Origin of the sequence: Bacillus sp. FJAT-29937 (genome assembly GCF_001509555.1) — a bacterium.
Lineage (GTDB): Bacteria > Bacillota > Bacilli > Bacillales > Cytobacillaceae > Cytobacillus.
Window position 1 is genome coordinate 170,648 of sequence record NZ_LMAS01000007.1, and the last position, 17,161, is coordinate 187,808.

The 17,161-nt window shown below is 36.8% G+C and carries 12 protein-coding genes and 1 pseudogene; all 13 read right to left on the minus strand.

Annotated elements, in window-relative coordinates; all coding sequences use genetic code 11:
• Positions 1-1,133 precede the first annotated feature (1,133 nt).
• A pseudogene (locus tag AR328_RS23530) lies at positions 1,134-4,400 on the minus strand (leucine-rich repeat protein); the annotation flags it as partial.
• Between the two features lie 54 nt (positions 4,401-4,454).
• Complete coding sequence (locus tag AR328_RS16375) at positions 4,455-5,438, minus strand: hypothetical protein (protein ID WP_066298021.1); 984 nt, start codon at positions 5,436-5,438, stop codon at positions 4,455-4,457.
• The gene (locus AR328_RS16380) at positions 5,425-5,982 is read right to left on the minus strand and encodes a hypothetical protein (RefSeq protein WP_066298028.1); all 558 of its coding nucleotides are present in this window, start codon (positions 5,980-5,982) and stop codon (positions 5,425-5,427) included. Before AR328_RS16380 ends, AR328_RS16375 begins: the two co-directional genes overlap by 14 nt.
• 19 nt (positions 5,983-6,001) lie before the next feature.
• Positions 6,002-6,289 carry a hypothetical protein gene (locus AR328_RS16385; RefSeq protein WP_156422722.1) on the minus strand — a complete coding sequence of 96 codons (288 nt, stop codon included), beginning with the start codon at positions 6,287-6,289 and terminating at the stop codon, positions 6,002-6,004.
• A gap of 145 nt (positions 6,290-6,434) precedes the next feature.
• Positions 6,435-6,896, minus strand: coding sequence for a hypothetical protein (locus tag AR328_RS16390; protein ID WP_066298044.1), 462 nt, complete (start codon positions 6,894-6,896; stop codon positions 6,435-6,437).
• A 96-nt stretch (positions 6,897-6,992) separates the two neighbouring features.
• Entirely contained in the window at positions 6,993-9,053 is a 2,061-nt protein-coding gene (locus AR328_RS16395) for a hypothetical protein (RefSeq protein ID WP_066298047.1), read from the minus strand.
• On the minus strand, positions 9,050-10,915 hold the full coding sequence (locus AR328_RS16400) for an ATPase, T2SS/T4P/T4SS family (RefSeq protein WP_066298052.1): 1,866 nt from the start codon (positions 10,913-10,915) through the stop codon (positions 9,050-9,052). The genes AR328_RS16395 and AR328_RS16400 overlap by 4 nt, the downstream gene beginning before the upstream one ends.
• Complete coding sequence (locus tag AR328_RS16405) at positions 10,912-11,727, minus strand: hypothetical protein (protein ID WP_066298055.1); 816 nt, start codon at positions 11,725-11,727, stop codon at positions 10,912-10,914. Before AR328_RS16405 ends, AR328_RS16400 begins: the two co-directional genes overlap by 4 nt.
• A gap of 27 nt (positions 11,728-11,754) precedes the next feature.
• A complete protein-coding gene (locus AR328_RS16410) occupies positions 11,755-12,492 on the minus strand; it encodes a hypothetical protein (protein WP_066298060.1) in 738 nt (245 codons plus the stop codon).
• Positions 12,492-13,442 carry a hypothetical protein gene (locus tag AR328_RS16415; RefSeq protein WP_066298063.1) on the minus strand — a complete coding sequence of 317 codons (951 nt, stop codon included), beginning with the start codon at positions 13,440-13,442 and terminating at the stop codon, positions 12,492-12,494. The genes AR328_RS16410 and AR328_RS16415 overlap by 1 nt, the downstream gene beginning before the upstream one ends.
• A 26-nt stretch (positions 13,443-13,468) precedes the next feature.
• Positions 13,469-14,860 carry a hypothetical protein gene (locus AR328_RS16420; protein WP_066298068.1) on the minus strand — a complete coding sequence of 464 codons (1,392 nt, stop codon included), beginning with the start codon at positions 14,858-14,860 and terminating at the stop codon, positions 13,469-13,471.
• Positions 14,861-14,988: 128 nt separating this feature from the next.
• The gene (locus AR328_RS16425; protein ID WP_066298073.1) at positions 14,989-15,999 is read right to left on the minus strand and encodes a hypothetical protein; all 1,011 of its coding nucleotides are present in this window, start codon (positions 15,997-15,999) and stop codon (positions 14,989-14,991) included.
• Positions 16,000-16,135: 136 nt separating this feature from the next.
• Positions 16,136-16,876 (minus strand): helix-turn-helix domain-containing protein, encoded by a 741-nt coding sequence (locus tag AR328_RS16430; RefSeq protein WP_066298075.1) that lies wholly within the window; start codon positions 16,874-16,876, stop codon positions 16,136-16,138.
• Between the last annotated feature and the right edge of the window lie 285 nt (positions 16,877-17,161).

Below are 17,161 nucleotides of genomic sequence, written 5' to 3' on the forward strand. Positions count from 1 at the left end.
TCCAAACTCCACTTGCTCCTACTTTATATTGATTAACTACCGAATCATTTGGATAATTAATAGTGACAGTCACATCTTGATTAGTCTGAACAGTTGTTGAGACATTAAAATCTGCATCCGCTGGTGGTTCTCTATCGATATTAGAAACAACTAAGGATGTTTCTTCTGACCAGTTACCTGCTGCGTCTTTACCTCTGGCAAAGACTGTTTCATTCGTTGAAATTTCAACTGGACTAACATATGATTGCCAAGCTCCGGAACCAATTTTAAATTCTTTTACATCTGCATCATTTGGAAAAGTAATTGTCACTGTTACATCTTTATTGGTAGGAACAGTAGAATTAGCTTCTAAAATTGGAGCTTCTGGTGCATCCATATCAATATTAGTAATATCAATGGTTTGAATCGTTTCATTGCCCGCACTATCTTTCGCATAGACTGTATATATACCATTAGTAGAAACGATAAATTTATCATTTAAAACATCTGTTCCATCAGTGGAAAAGAATGAAGTATTTTGATTCCCTTTAGCCCATTTTTTTACCACAATTGGATGATTATCTACTACTTTTACATCCACATTAATTTCAGTATTAATAGGGCTAATCGTTGATGGAGTTAACGTGATAACGGGTGCTTCTTTATCAATATTTGAGATATTAATAGTTTGAATCGTTTCATTGCCCGCAGAATCCTTCGCATAGACTGTATAGATTCCATTCTCATTAACGACAAATGAATTTCCTGCCAAAGTTGTTCCGCCCGAAGCAAAATATGAAATGTCTTGATTTCCGGTTGCCCACTTCTTTTCAATGATCACATTATTATCTGTAGCCTCTACATTTACACTAATTTCAGTATTAGTTGGATCAATCTTTGAAGGAGTTAATTTAATAACCGGTGCTTCCATATCAATGTTAGTAATATCAATTGTTTTCAGAGATATGTTACCTGCACTATCTTTCGCAAAAACAGTATAGGTGCCGTTTCCACTGACAACAAATGAATTACCAATAATATTTGTACCACCACTCATGAAATAACTTTCATTTTGATTTCCTTTTGCCCATTTTTTCTCAACAATCGGATTATTATCAATAACTTCAACATCAACGTCAATTTCAGTGTTTACNTGCCCATTTTTTCTCAACAATCGGATTATTATCAATAACTTCAACATCAACGTCAATTTCAGTGTTTACAGGATCTAATCGAGAAGGAGTTAAAGTGATTTCCGGCTTTTCTTTATCAATATTGTTGATCTCGGTTGAACCAATTTCCGATGTATTTCCTGCTTCATCAATACCGCGAGCTTCTACTAAACTATTTTCAGAAACAGTTATAGGGTCAGTATAAGGAAGCCATGCCCCGCCGTTTAATCTATATTCCTTTACACTTGAATCATTTGAATAAGTAATAGAAACCTTTACATTTGAATTTGTGACAGTAGAATTGTCAACAGCTAGAATCGGTTGATCTGGAGCTACCTTATCGATATTATTAATGGCTATATTTGTTTCTGCAGACCAGTTACCCGCTGCGTCTTGAGAACGTGCAAAGACCGTACTGTTTTCGGACAAAATGACTGGAGCAGTATAGCTTTCCCATATTCCGTCCTCTCCGATTTTATATTGTTTAACCGTTGCATCCCCAGGAAAGCCTATGGAAACACTAACATTTTGGTTAGTAGGCAGAGTATTGGATAATGTAAAAGTTGCGTTTGCAGGTGGACTTTTGTCGATATTGTTTATACTTAAATTTGTTTCGTCAGAATAGTTGCCTGCTGCGTCTTTCGAACGGGCAAAGACCGTTGTATTTTCAGAGATTGCAATTGCAGACTGATAAGTAGACCATGCCCCTGTTCCGATTTTATATTCCCGTAACACTGCATCGTCTGGGTACGTAATAGTCACTAATACTTCTTTATTTGTTGGTTCGGTAGTATTTACTATAATGGTCGCATTGGCCGGTTTATCCATATCAATGTTGGAAACAGTTATAATTTCGATTGTTTCGTTCCCAGCCGAATCCTTTGCATAAACTGTATAATCTCCGTTGTCCGATACAATAAATTGATTGTTATCTACCTGTGTGCCACTAGTTACAAAGAATGTTTTATCTTTTGTCCCTTTCGCCCATTTTTGTGAAACAATTGAGTTTTTATCATCTACATCAACATTCACATGAATGGCCGTGTTTATTGGAACAATTGTTTCAGGCGTTAAAGTAATAACCGGCGCTTCCATATCAATATTGCTAATTTGAATGGTATTAATTGTTTCATTCCCAGCCGAATCCTTCGCATACACAGTATAGACGGCATTTTCACTGACATTGAACGAATTTCCTACAATGTCCATTCCATTTGTAGCAAAATAACCGACCGATTGATTACCTTTCGCCCATTTTTTTGAAACAATTGGATTATTATCGTTAATCTCAACATTAATCAAGATCTCTTGATTGATTGGCTCTGTTTTATTCGGTGAAAGGGTAATCACAGGTGCAATACTATCAATATTATTAACTGTAAAACTTGTTTCCTTGGATAAATTTCCTGCTTCATCTTTCGAACGAGCAAAGACGGTATTGTTGGATGATAAGATTAGCGGACTTGTATAGGCGGTCCAAGTTCCCCCAGCACCAATTTTGTATTCTTTTACTACAGCCTCGCCAGGATAATTAATCGTTAATGTTACATCGTCTTTCGTAGCATCAGTTGTTGAAGCATTAAAAGTCGCATCTGCAGGTGGTTCTGTATCAATGTTTGTTACATTTAAAGTACCTTCTGTTGAAATATTGCCTGCTTCATCGATCGCGCGAGCTTTAATAATTCCGTTATCAGTCATAATAATAGGAGCAGAATAAGTCTCCCAAGCCGCACCGTTTACGCTATATTGCTTAATAGATCCATCTTGCGGATATGTAATGGTAACTTCTACATTCCCATTGGTTATAGCAGTCGTTGATGCTGAGAGCGTTGGTTCATTTGGGGCAACTCGATCAATATTTGCGATAGATATTGAACTTTCGGCAGACATATTATTTGCAGCATCCGTACTTCTAGCTTTTACTGTTACATTATCAGTAATCGTTAAAGGAGATGAATAGGATGTCCACGCGCCGCCGTTTATACTGTATTGTTTTGTCGTGGCGTCTCCAGGATAATTGATTGTTAATGTTATATTTTCTTTTGTAGGTGAAGTTATGCTTGGTGAAAAGGTTGCTGCAACCGGCGCAACTTTATCAATATTATTAATCGTAATCGTTTTAACCGTTGCATTTCCCGCCGCATCTTTCGCATATACAGTATATGTACCGTTCGAAGTAACAACAAAGGAAGTATCTAGGACTGTTCCATTTGAAGCGAAGTAAGCGACATTTTGATTTCCCACTGCCCACTTCTTTTCAGAAACCGCAGATGCTGAATCAGTAATATTTGCTGTCACTGTTACATTTTGGTTCGTTATTCCTGTTATATTTGGGGTTAAACTAATCGATGGCGGTGTTACATCTAAGATCTTTCCATTAAACTTGTGTCCATTTACAAGAGCGTATGTTTTAGCTGGTGATGGATCAGCACCATTAATGTTTAAATTAGTAGATACTGCTTGGTTGTACTCAAAAGCTCCTTCTCCTACAGTTGTAGTAGCACTTGGAATATTTACTGTTGTTATCATATTTGAACCAAACGCACCATCTTGAATTGATTGCACGGTACTCGGAATGGAGACCGTAGTTAAGTCATTATAATTAAACGCGTAAAGTCCAATATCTGTAATTCCGCTTGAAAGCGTTAATGTTTTCATTTCGTTACCATAAAATGCAAACATTTCGATAACTTTAAGTGTTCCAGGAACAGTCAGGTTTTGAATGTTATTATTAGCAAAAGCAAACATACCAATAGTCTTGAGATTACCTGGGATAGTTAAGCTATTCAATAGATTCCCATGAAATGCATAATCACCTATCTTTGTAACACTAGTAGGTATCGTAATTTTATCTAATGCTGAGCTATAAAACGCCCTATTTTCAATGGTCGTAACGGAGTTAGGTATCGTTACTTGTCCTAAATATTTCTCTTCAAAGGCACTTTCACCTATTACTCTTACTGGATATCCCGCTATAGAGCTTGGTATAACCGGATGAAGATAACTGACCCCCCTATACCCCGTTATTGTAACGGCGCCATTGCTTACAATATATTCAAAATCACCATGAACTGCTGCTTCAGCTTTTTGTTCTTCTTTGCTGGGTAAAATGATTTCAAGTGCACCTGTTACCCCAAGGCTTCCTACTAATGAACTCGCTACAACGACCTTTGCAGCAGGATTTCTTAATACATTGGTAGTAGGATTTTTTTTCTTTTTTACCTGTCTTACTTTTTCTTCTGGTTGCATATTTAGCTCCTCCTAGTTATCTCAAACAAAAATAGATATGCAGGACACGATTCCTTATCGAACATTTAGACAAGACTTTTCTGTATACCCCGCTCTTGCTGCTTCTTTCTTATTTGGATAAATTTCTTCAACTACATATGGGAAACCACATGACTTGTTAAAAAATATCTTCTGACCATCCACTATTGCGGCATGAATCACGTCAGCCTTAAACAATCGGCTCCCTGCAAGTGCATACTGGTTAAATGTGCCTTCTCCGCGCTCATACGGGTAACCCTGGAAAAACGTAAAAATGCTAATATCATCTATGGTGTTGTACCAATCCTCTTGCGGAATAAGAGGTAAGGTGAATTTATAAGTAATGCCTAATTGCTTCGTATAAACGTTGTGTTCGTTGATGTAGTAGGCCAATTCATTCTGAAAGGTATTGACGATGGTATCTCTCCTAATTTGGTTGAATTGAACTGGATCGTGAAGGAGCGGGATGGTTACATCATTTTTAATCCATTCCCTTTTCCCCTTCACCCACTCTTTAATATCAGCGTCATAGACCATGACATAATCATCTAAAGTAAAACTGATCACATTTCCTTCATTGTCATGATAGGAAAATGGAATTTTAGGCAGCCAAACTCTTTTTAACTCCTTATGTCCTTCTCCATTGATGATTTCTTGATATACATTTAGAAGGGCTCCATCATAGTCAAGAATGGCAAATACCGGAACATAGCGAGCCATAAGGTCTTTTGTAACCTCATCCTTAACGTCAAAGTTGAGTGCTAAACTATGTATAAATGTGTCAAAGGCAGGCTCAGGATTCACACGATTAAATTTCATAGAATCATAGCCTGCCTCTTGGTTTGGTTTAACATTTAATCTGAGCTGATCAATGGCATCATGGCTGGCTATGGTCATTGCTCCCTCATATTGATGATTGAGTTTGGCAAAAGCATTGGTATCTTCAGAACGCCATTGAGAAAACACTAATAAAGGCAGCACGATAATAATAAAGATGATGGCAAAATCAGTAGTCTTCATTTAAAACCATCCCCCCATATGGAATGGAGATCACAACATCATTTCCTCCGAGACCACCAGTTAGGAAGTCAAACAACATAGTAGCTTTGGTTTTCGTCATGTTTTCTACATGAACCGAAAAGAAGTCCCCTGCTGTTAGTTTGTACATTCGCTGTTCTTTAGGTGTTGGCGAGGATTCATCAAATAAGAAGGGGTGAATCTGCTCCCAATAATACTCGTCAAAATCCACTACATATTGATTGGTAAAAGAAGCGGGATTGGTAGGATCCGTATAAACAGGTGTGTAAATCTTCTTTTCATGAACAATTTCTGTTCGATACAAAATCGAACCCGAACCCACCGTTAAATCCCTTTGAAAATCTTCATACATTTGTGGGGTTATATACCCTTTTGTTCTAACATTATCAACAAATTTTGTTACGGCCTGATAAGCTACTTGATAGGCTAAATCATCTTGTTTTTGATAGCTTTGATAGGTAGGCACATAGTAGAGAAGTAAAACAGCTAATATAACCGTAACGACCTTAGAAATAGGATTCGGCACAATAGACGCTCCTTTTCGTTTATTGCTGTGTAAAGACTATTTTTGAGACTCGCCCTGTATGTGTAAACACAAAGCTTTTGGCGTAACGGGCATTTAGTGAAACAGCGTTTTGGTGTTGTATCACATCTGCTTCACTCTGAAACAAGCGACCATTGACTTCAATGGGAATGTTTTCGTTGCTTAGCCGATACAGTTTAGCCACGACTTGATCGCCTGACCATGTAACCTCTTCAGGTATCTGAGTATCCTCTATAAATACAGTGGCAGCAGATGGAACAAGCTCAAAAGTATCTGGCCAATCGGTCATAGACCAAAATGTATAGGCTAAGGCTGTGGTAGTAATTAATACGGCGAATACAAAGTCCATATAAGATTCAACGAATTTTGACATATAGAAATGCGGGGACGCGGTTTAAGCGCCCCCTCTCCCTTCTCACATTTAATGAAAAAGATTAGTTTTGAATAAATTCGATTGCACGAATAACACTGTTGCTATCACGGACAATATTAGCTTTGAACATACCGCTTGGATTGATATATTCAGTTTTTGTAGAAATATTTATATTTTCGGGTTTACCGGCTGTTGTAATAGAGTTTCCGTTACTTGAAACAGTATTGTAGTACCAGTTATCAGAACCGCGACCAGTCACAACATGAATACCGATGTTTCCAGCTTCCGCTTCTGCTTGGAATTTACGGATAGCATTGACAACTTGAGATCCGGAAATAGTCGTGTTATCAAAGATTAAATACTTTTGATCTTTTAATTCAGTAGTAGTTGCGCTGAAATCCGTTGTTGCTGACTTTGCTGCTTCTGTTGCAGGGCTGAATACGTTTACGGCAATCATAATCAGTGCCAAAATTAGAAATAGTGAAGCTCCAAACCCTAGTGCTTTGACTGTACTTTGTTCCATTACTTAAATCTCTCCTTTGATTTTGAAAGTTATTTTTTTATATAGGCATAAACAAGTCGTTCGACTTGGTGATGCTAAAGCTTTTTTCTCAAATTCTTATTGAATACGTAGCAGCATATCCTGCGAATTTTCGACACTTAAATATATGAGGGGGACAACTAAGTAAAGGAATGTTAAGGCATAAACAGGAGCCATCCCTAACCTATTTGCCCATACACTCTTTGAGTTAAGGGAACGTTGGTTGGCTTCTTGACGCTGTTCTAGGTAGAATTGCCTCTCCATATCGATGTCGTCAAAAGATTCTTTTATGGAAATGCGAACGATCGCTAATTTTAATCGTTCAATGATTTGTTGGAATGGCTCAAAACTAATCCGCTCCCCTAATTTATCTAGTGCTTCTTCTGGACCTGCATCGTAAACTTGGAGGGCTTCCGAGATAGGTTCTTTGAACACCACACCGAAACGCTCTAACCACGTCAAAAGAATGTACACACTCATACGGTCAAATTCTCTTAAAATACTAATAAGAACTAGATATTGGTGTACCTCATTTTCCATATCCTTATACCGTAAGAGCTTTTGGAACCGTAGAACCCAAACAGGTACACACCAGGCAATGAAGGCAAGACCAAATGCTACTAATACTTCCCACCATTTAATAAAGGAATCTTTTACAATTAGCCATTTGCCGATGATACGTTCTGAAGCCAACTTCACCTGTCTGTCGCTAACATCTTGGATCCCCATCTGTTCAGCTACATAGGCATGTACCCTTTCTGGAGTAAGCCCCTCCATTTTTTGAATATCCTCGATCACTTTTCTATCAAAAACTGTCATTTCTTCAAATGCCTTTTGGTCATCTTCTGTTACCTTTCCGGCAAACAATGATTGAGGAACAACATTATAAAGTATGGATTGCTTTTCCCGAGCATGAGCATAGATGAATCCACTTACTAGGAGAACAACTACTCCTATTCCTAACACCATTCTTTGTAAAGTCAGCCATTCCATTTTGAGCTGTGAGTTGGCGTCTTTTATTAGTTGGGATAACTTAAAGTGTTCTTTTGTAAATGGGTCGGGTGTAAAAGCAATGGTCAATTTCTTCAAAAATGGTACTTTCTCTAATAACCACTTTTCCCATTGAAATCGCTTGATCGTTGTATTGTGCTTTGCTTCATTCACTTCACGCATCTTTCGAATTAATAGGTAAGATAGCAACGCAATGCTATACACCAATACTTCTGCAAGAAATCCAATACGAGATTTGTAGAATGTCTGCATAACCGGGAAAGTAGTATTAGCCCAATTCTGAATAGGTAAAGCAAAGAATATCGGTACTAATGCTAAGGCACTAAGCCCACGCATCTGATAAGAAAGCTTGGAACGGTATAACATTTCAGCGTTCAATTCTTGGTTAACGCTTGTAAGACCACGGATAAAGGCACTTCCCCTTTTTTCGTCAAAGACATCACCTTGGTCTTTTACTAAAACCGCTAGACCAGCTATAACACGTAGGAATCGACTTGGTGCTACTTCTTCGTATTTGGCTAGTTCCCCTTCAGGATCTATGCCTGTAAGAATCGAGTAAATACGGTTAGCCTGTACTTTCATTTCGGGACCAACAAACTGAATAGATTCAAAAACAGCCTCATCCACCATTTTGGTTTGCTGATAGTAATAACGAACCCGATTATTAAACTCTTTGAGTTGATTAAGAAGTCTCGCCTCTACTCGGTATACGAAAAAGTCAATAAGTACACCTGATAGGAATAAAACCCCTAAGAACACCCAAAAAACAACGAGCCATCCTGGTCTAAAGGCTAGTAAGCCTAAGATGATAACGGTAAATAAACCTAAAATCGCAAAAATAATTCTCATGACTTCTCCGCGTAAAGCGTACTCGTCATAAACTGCTAACGTTTCAATCCTTGTCCGAATACGTAAAACAAAATTTTTCAGGAGCGGGATCCGTAGTGCCCGATTATATGCACGCTGAGAAAATAGATTGTATTTCGTTTTCCAACTAGAGACTGCCGCTCCGTACTCCACTGAAATAGCTGTATTGGTTTTCTTTTTGGCTTGATATCGCATAAAGAGGTAAGCAGCAAACATAATGCCAAATCCTGCAAGGGCGATATACATTAAAATATCCATCATGCCGCTGTCCCCCATACTAGCTCCACGAATTGACGGAACTCTTGTCTCTCTGTTTCAGATAAAACACTCTCAATCTGTTGCTGACGAGCTTCACTCATTGAATGAACAGCTACATATTCGCCATTTTGGAATTCAACTAAGTTTCGTTCGATAAATTGTCTGCGTTGAGTTTGTTGGGCGAAATAGTTCGTAGCAACAGTGATAAGAGCATCTATTTTATCTTCTTTGGTATTCCTGTTTTTCAGTAAATCCTCACTGATTTCATAATTATTTTCTACTGGAATACATTCTGTAATTCTCTCGATATAGCGTTTACCATCATAGTCTTGACGTAGATGAATATTAAATTCTAGTACAGTCACAACCTGATATTCAGCAATCGTTTCATTGTTAAACATCCCCACTTTTAATAAAGAGTTTCGTAGAGAATACACAAGATCTTGCATTGTTTTTGCATGGTGCGTAAAGACTGTGAATAAACTTGCTACCTGAGCGGTTTGAATCATCCATGCGGCAACAGGGTCAGTGGCGACTTCTCCGAGGATGTTAACATGACCATCTGTTTTCTTTTGAAAATCTAAACCATCTTGACCGCTAATCGTTTCTGTTTCTTGAAAAGAAAGAATGTTTCTATCTGGATAAATGTTTCTTAAATTCAGTTCAAAGCTAGTTTCCTGTATCCGTATATTAAGTGCTTTATGGATGTAACGGATTAGTGCCATCAATAAAGTAGTTTTACCGGAACCTTGGGCCCCTGTAACAGCTGTAACTCGGTTCCCTTTCATTAAATATTTCATGATTTGAATTGGCAGCTCTGCATTAGGGTGTGTAATAAGTGACTCAACTTCCAGCTTTTTAGGGTCGTATTTTTTCCTAATAAAGAAAGTCCATGACTCTGCAAATTTAGGTCGAGCAACAGTAACACGAGAACCATCATGCATTTCATTAATGATGTAAGGTCGAGTTTCAGATAATTGGCCAGGATAATTAAATTTATAAACGTTTTGTACTACCCTTCTTAACTCAGCTTCATGTTCAAATTCTAGGAAAGAGAAATGAATGGATTTCCCTTTGTACATAACCCAAATACTATTTAAACCGCCTTTACCTTTCACCATCTGATCGAAGACTAGCTCTTCATCATCTAGATTATCCATTCTTGCAGGTAAGCCAGATACTCCTCCAGAAACTCCATCAATAGATTGGTCCCTGATGTCGTCTATGCAGCCGAATCCTTTAAAATGGCTATAAACACGTTGAGTAATAATTCTTAGCTTGTCCTCAAATCGGATGTGTTTGACTTTCCTTTTGTATATGGCTCTAATTTCTTGATCTGTGATTTTATAACCACCATCCGCTTTCGGTTCAGCTAAATGAAACTCTTCGATTAAATGCTCAAGGGCACGTTTTCCATGCTCCTTTTGGTATTGGAACAATAAGACATCAAACATATCTCGAGCAGATAGTTGATTGGGTGTTTTAAAAGGGATTGCCCAATTGATGTTTTCCTCTTCAAATCCATACGTTTTTAATAAAATGTCATACATGATTTCACGAACATATATCTTCGAAGATAAATCCCCTGTGTTACAGTTTTTTAGAGCTTCCTTTAACTCTTGTCTTCTTCGGGTTTGACGATTATATTCATCCTCAGTCAAACCTAAGCTTAATAAGTTCATAGTCGTAATCTCAGTAATTTTGTCTTGAAGGTAGGTTTCAATAGAAGAAAGTTGAAACTTATCTCTATCCGTTTCCTTTGTTAAGGCCCCAGATTTCTTACTTAAACTTAATCGCCATGCTACAAAGAAGAGCGCCCCTCCAATTAATAAGAGAATAATAGAGATATTTAACCAAAACGTCATAAATCATCATCCTCCGCTGCTGTGTATCCAAGCTGTTTCAAAATGACTTGATTCACATCACGCAAAGAACGAATAAACGGATATGAGGCATCCCCCTTCTTCACCTGTACGGATCGACCGAAAAATTCAGTAACCATACTTTGATTTGCAGCGTCCCTAAAGCCTGTGGCATAAGGAATGGAATACATCGGAATTTTCACTTTGTTACTACGTCTAATATTTCGTAATGAATAGGCTGCCTTCTCGTCATACATGCTAATCAACGCCAGATAATTCTTTTCCTTTAATTCCTCTGGGAAATCCTCACCGGAGAAAAATCGTTCAATCACATATCGATTTTGTGGAAGATTTACAAGAACAAGGTCGGCATCTTTCAATAAAGTACGTGTGGTTGGATTGTAAATGCCTGAGTGAGCATCTACCCATAGCACATCATAGAAAATCTTTGCTTTATGTAAGATAGACCGGAACATATCTTCATTTTCCTGTGATTCTTCTTGTTCTTTTTGATTTCCGAACAGGAGATCCAATCGGTTTTTATAAATTGTGTCTGTATAATCAGATACTGCTTCAGGTTTTAACAGATTACTTTTTACTAACCGCTCCAGCGCATCCATCCCTGCATCATCAAAACCTGTCGCTCTATTACCTTTTGCGTACAAGGATTCAAGAGTGGAAAAGGTTAACTGAGTATGCGTAAGCAGGGAGCGGTAAGGTTGGTCAAGCGAGAACATAGAAGCAAGAGCAACTGTATTCGCGGTTGTTCCACTCTGACCATGCACTGGTGACCAACTGACCACTAATTTTCCCATTGTCTTTCCCCTTTCATGTAGATTGGATTAAATATTGCTATCAGCAAATTGAGTGGCTTCTTTTTTCTTTCGACCAAAGCGGAAAAAACTCGTTTTAACAGCACTTTGTACTTCTTCCACATGTACTTCGAATAAAGCGGAAACCATTTCTGTTAAAGTCTCACGATATTGCTTTGTTAACTTTTTGAAAGGAATACTTTGCTCATGTTGCATCTGTGTCCGTAATGGACCCTCCATTTCATCTAATTCAATGGAATATGGAATGGATACCCATTTAGCACGGTTACTCATTAAGGTGTCAAAATAACTGCCTTCCAGTTTATATCTGCCTTCAAAGGTAATCCTTTTGATTTCTGTACTTTCGGTTTCATCGAATAAACGATGGAGCAGCTCAACATCACGAACTTGATTTAATCTTTCTTCATCCCCTACATAAAACCGGTCATCAAAGTGTGGCCATTCGGCTGTAATCGCTTCAATTGAATCCATATCTATGATGACAACATCATAATTCGTAGTGGTTTCATTAATTTCACGCAAATGTTCTTCTACTTGGAGCCAATTGCTGGCCCCTCCCATAATGTCAATTCCCTGAAAATCGAAAACATGTTCATTTTTTCCTAAGCGGGTATAACCATGTCTGTAAATTTGATCAGCTGTCGCGTCTACCAATAAAACTCGATTTTCTAAGTTGGTTAGCACATGACTAAAATAAAGAGCAAAGTCTGCTTTATTACGAGAACCTACAAGTTGTATCATTTTCATTATGACTCACCATCCCCTTCTGTCTGCCCTCCAACTAGATTTTGTTGTTCTTGACTCATTTGGTTAAGGGCGTTTAATTTTTCCTCTTGGTTAAATTGCTCGACTTCACTTTTGTTGCTGGCCTCTCCATCACGAAGCTTTCTACGTGCGTCCTCTTCCATAAGCTCAAGACCTGCATCCAATCGTTGACGATTTTGTTTTTCTAAGTTCAATTTCGCGATATTGACGATATTTGGAGATTCTTTAATGATTTCCATGACATTCGCTTTAACTGGATATGTTATTTCAGAACCTAGTTGCACATAACCATCTACATAAGGAAGTGAATAAATCTTAGCCCCTTCGATATAGGCATCTACTATGGCTGAACTCATAGAAAGTAATTCCCCTTCATCTAAATTCATCCATAAGGTTAACCCTTTTACTTCTTTAACTTTCTTTTTAGAAAGCAGGATGTAGTCATCCCCATTCGGGAACTGAATACGGATATCCACGAACTGCTCATCGGATAATTTAGAAGGTAATTCGATAAAGCTGTATTCTACTTCCCTTACATCTTTTTCAATCATTTCTTCTTTATAAAGTAGTGCATCCACTAAAACGGTATTTGCTTTTAAATCGATTCTTGCAAAGTTTCCACCTGTTAGATTAATTGGGTGCACAAGATTCTCTGCTGTAGCAAGTGGTGCTAATACGACTTGCTGAACCATCTCTTCTGTAATTTCAGTTCCAGCCTTCACATCTTCTTTTAGGGCGTACCCAGTTTCATTCTGTCCTGCCCATTTTCGGTATTCCTCAACTTCTTTCTCGTATTTCTGACGGAGTTTAATCTCCTTATCTTGGGAATGGGAATAAAAAAAGTATCCTGATACCAGGGATATAACCAACATTCCCGCTGCTCCACATAACCCAGCTATTAGTAATTTCTTGGTTCTTAATCGAATGGCCACTATCTTTCCTCCTTAATGTAGTAGAGCTATAGAATTACCAATGTTCCAAAGATTGCTGCAGTAAGAACAACACTAATTAAACAAGCAAATACAACCGTAGATTTGGTTACTACTTTTTTGTCCGAGCTTTTTAAAAAGCCATCCATTATTGTCCTTACAGTGTTTTTTGCTTCTGTGCTACATTCATATGGAACTTTATTTGCAGGCATTGAGACGACCTTATAATTGCCAACAATCTTCTCAATGTCAGATACAACATCATCAGTAGCAAATGGAACAACAAAGTTTAAATCATCTTGATATGGTAAGTTCTCCAAGAAACTTTCAATCCAATGATGTTTCCATTCGAGCGCGGAACATACAACGACCTTTACATGAGCTCTAAAGAATTCTTCATAAAAGGGAGTTGAATCTAAATCGCCAATATCCAAAATGACAAATTCATAACCTGTAAATATTTCTCCCAATGTCATAGAATCTCTAAATTTATAATGATCGATCTCATGTAAATCGAAGGTTGATTTTTGCCATATATGATGCTTTTCACCTTCATATAAAGCATGTATTCTATCAAAGTCCTCAGTATAATTTGCCTCCACCAAGGCAATTGAATGTCCTTGCTCCTTCAGGTATGTAGCGATAGTTATTGATGTATGAGTTGCACCAATATGAGCGGCGACTCCTGCGACAGCTATAACCACTGTTCCCACTATTTTTTCTTGTATAATGACTTCTCTTTCAATAGGAATATCTAATAGTTCAACATCTAATAGTTCGTGATCCTGGGACTTCTCTTGGCGAACTCTTTTGTTCTGAAGCTTTGGAAGTTTTATGTTCGGGACTTTTAATTTTCTATCGTTAGATTCCTCTGCTTCCTTTGAGTTTTCTTCTTCTCCGTTACTTTTTATTTCGATAGATTGAGGGCTATAACTAAGCCTTCTCCAAGGAATCAAAGAGTCTACGTTTCTAAGATGACTAATCTCAGAAAAGGATTTAGGTTTATCCAATACGCCTAAGATTGAATTGATTGTTAAATCTTCATTTTGCAAGAAAATATTGTAGATACCCATTTGAACAATTTCATATAAAAATGGGTGCCCTGTCTTTTCCTTGGATAATAAACAAATAACTAAGTCTGGGTATCGTTCCCGTATCGTAACAAGTAAATCAGAAAGGTATTCCAACCTAATTTGATTGTTCTTTTTAGCAATATCACTTGTAATAATTAATCCCTTAAAGGCAATTCTCTTATTTTGCTTTTCAAGTGATTCAATGAGATCCTCATCGGTAACAATCACATCTTCTACCCTATTCGACTTGTCTATTGTCTCTATTTGTTTTTTTAGTTCCGTTGCAAATACGGTGTTAGGAGTTGCAATGATAATTGATTTGACAGTCGATTCATCTGTATTTTCCATAGCCTCAACCCTTCCTTGACATAAAAAAAAAGCACGCACAACCCGTAAAGGTTGTGCGTGCTTCGCACTTTGAACCGAATCAATATTATTTAAATTTATGCTAAATTTACCATTTGTATAGAATCATGTCAACACTTATTTCCCTTTTCAATATTAACCTCAACAATTTCAGAGAGTGCCTTTTTCTCCCCTAATGCCATGTCTAACCAAATGCCATCTGTTTTGGAATGTTTGGTCCATCTCTCTATAATCTCAGGTAAAAAAAACTCTTCATTTTCTGCAACTCTCCAATCAAAGTCTGGAGAATCATAATTCAGATATAATTGATGTCTTATATTAAGTTCAGGTATAGGAAACATGGTTTCAGTACTTAAAATAATGGACAATGTAATTTCATCTGGTAAAGATGAAACATATGTGATGAGCTGCTTTATTATTTCTTTAATTGACTGATCAGCATCAATGTCTGTCAACTTTTTAGGAATGTCTAATACTAATAACATTTGTTGAGGCTCCTCCAAAGTTGAAGTTAATGCCCAAAACGACCATATACCCATTAATAAATCGAGTGACATTTCCTCTGCTGGTTTACTTTCATCTACATAATAGGTATAACCGTTTTTATATATCCATTCAATTTTTTCAAGGGATTGAAATTGTGCTAAAACCCAATCTTTAGTTTCCCCTTCTTCCATCTTTTCTGCAGCTCTCAAATACCCAATCAAGGGACCTTCTATACTTTTTTGATAAGAAGCAAGTGGCAGAAAATCGGTTCGAGGCATTTTCAATAATAAGGAGTATAACTTTAGTAAAATTTGAACAAAATCCATTCTTCTTGATTCAAATTCTCTTGCTATAAAAGATTCTGTTGTTGGCCCATTTTCAAACTCTACTAAATTATAGTAGTCACGATGATCACTTGTTTTCAGGTTCACTTTATCATAAAGAAAATTTCCAATTCTAAAAACAGCTTTTGGATCTACCTTATTAATCTGACCAGTAATATTATCTAAAAGCTGTTGTTTATTTGAAAGTTTATTTGACCCCATAATCGCTAATTTACAATTATACAAATCCTTCCAATTCCATTCATGCTCTTCCCTTCCGATATACAGCAAATCTTTTAATTCAGTTGACATATTTTCTCCTTTCAATAAAAAAAGAACGCAATTATCCCAATCGATAATTTGCGTTCTTCGACTTTTATCGTTATTCAAAATATTTATCTATTAATAGATATATAACAACTCTTGAAAACGTGCAATATATTTAGAATCACTTACCAAACAACTTAGTAAAGAATCCTTTCTTTGGTTCTTCCCTTATTTCAATTACTTCTTCTCTATATTTCGAAACCATCTGAGAAAACTTCTCTTCACGCTCTTTTAATTCGTTGTTTAAAGAACTAATAGTTTCTGCTTGTTTTCTAAGTAATTCATTCGTTTCAGAGGCCTGAAATTCCTGCTGCAAACTCTTTTGAAGCTCTTTAATGTTAGCTAATTCTTTTTGTAAGGAATCAACACTATCTTCTTTAGGAGCCTCCAATAACATTTGCATTCTATTATCAAGCTGTCCTATTTTAAGCTGCATTTCATTTATCGTATTCGCAAATGACTGAAATTGACTTCCTATAGCTTGTACTATACTCTCTTGAAAGCTTTGTAAATCTTCCTTGGTTACGTTATTTACAGCCGGAACACCTTGATTAAACATTGCTTTTAATGAATTAATATCCTCTTTAGAGACCCCTGAAGTTCCAGTATTAGGACTTTCGTGTTTAATTGTCTTGAAGATCTTTTTTATTTGAGCTATTCCAAATCCTTCTTCTCTAAGGTGCAAAATAGCCCTGAAATTCTCTATGTCCTCTTGAATATAGTATCTATTATTATTGCTATCTCTTTGAATGTTTAAGATGTCTCCAAACTCTTTTTCCCAGTTTCTTATAGTATTATCACTGACACCAAACTCCTCAGCAACTTGTTTAATCGTATACATTACAAAAGAACCTTCGCTCATATTATCACCGCCTTGAAATTGATTTTCAGCCTAGTTCGCAATATCTTTTCAGCCTCTTAATTTTATAAATTCATATACTTTTTAACAAATAATATCCTCACTAAATCTATCATACCTTAACTTTCTTGCTATGAAAATGTTATTGACTGCTCTTTAGATATGAAATTTTATTTTCAATAATCCAACTCTATTAATTCATCTTTTCGAACCTATAAATTCACTACATTGATTTTTAGTATTAATTCTCTTTCACACTAAAGTTCAGACTTATATAATTACATTTTC

Excerpts from the sequence above, each read along its gene's own strand:
- AR328_RS16375 (WP_066298021.1), bottom strand. The coding sequence starts at position 5,438 with ATGAAGACTACTGATTTTGCCATCATCTTTATTATTATCGTGCTGCCT.
- AR328_RS16385 (WP_156422722.1), bottom strand. The coding sequence starts at position 6,289 with ATGACCGATTGGCCAGATACTTTTGAGCTTGTTCCATCTGCTGCCACT.
- AR328_RS16390 (WP_066298044.1), bottom strand. The coding sequence starts at position 6,896 with ATGGAACAAAGTACAGTCAAAGCACTAGGGTTTGGAGCTTCACTATTT.
- AR328_RS16395 (WP_066298047.1), bottom strand. The coding sequence starts at position 9,053 with ATGATGGATATTTTAATGTATATCGCCCTTGCAGGATTTGGCATTATG.
- AR328_RS16400 (WP_066298052.1), bottom strand. The coding sequence starts at position 10,915 with ATGACGTTTTGGTTAAATATCTCTATTATTCTCTTATTAATTGGAGGG.
- AR328_RS16405 (WP_066298055.1), bottom strand. The coding sequence starts at position 11,727 with ATGGGAAAATTAGTGGTCAGTTGGTCACCAGTGCATGGTCAGAGTGGA.
- AR328_RS16410 (WP_066298060.1), bottom strand. The coding sequence starts at position 12,492 with ATGAAAATGATACAACTTGTAGGTTCTCGTAATAAAGCAGACTTTGCT.
- AR328_RS16420 (WP_066298068.1), bottom strand. The coding sequence starts at position 14,860 with ATGGAAAATACAGATGAATCGACTGTCAAATCAATTATCATTGCAACT.
- AR328_RS16425 (WP_066298073.1), bottom strand. The coding sequence starts at position 15,999 with ATGTCAACTGAATTAAAAGATTTGCTGTATATCGGAAGGGAAGAGCAT.
- AR328_RS16430 (WP_066298075.1), bottom strand. The coding sequence starts at position 16,876 with ATGAGCGAAGGTTCTTTTGTAATGTATACGATTAAACAAGTTGCTGAG.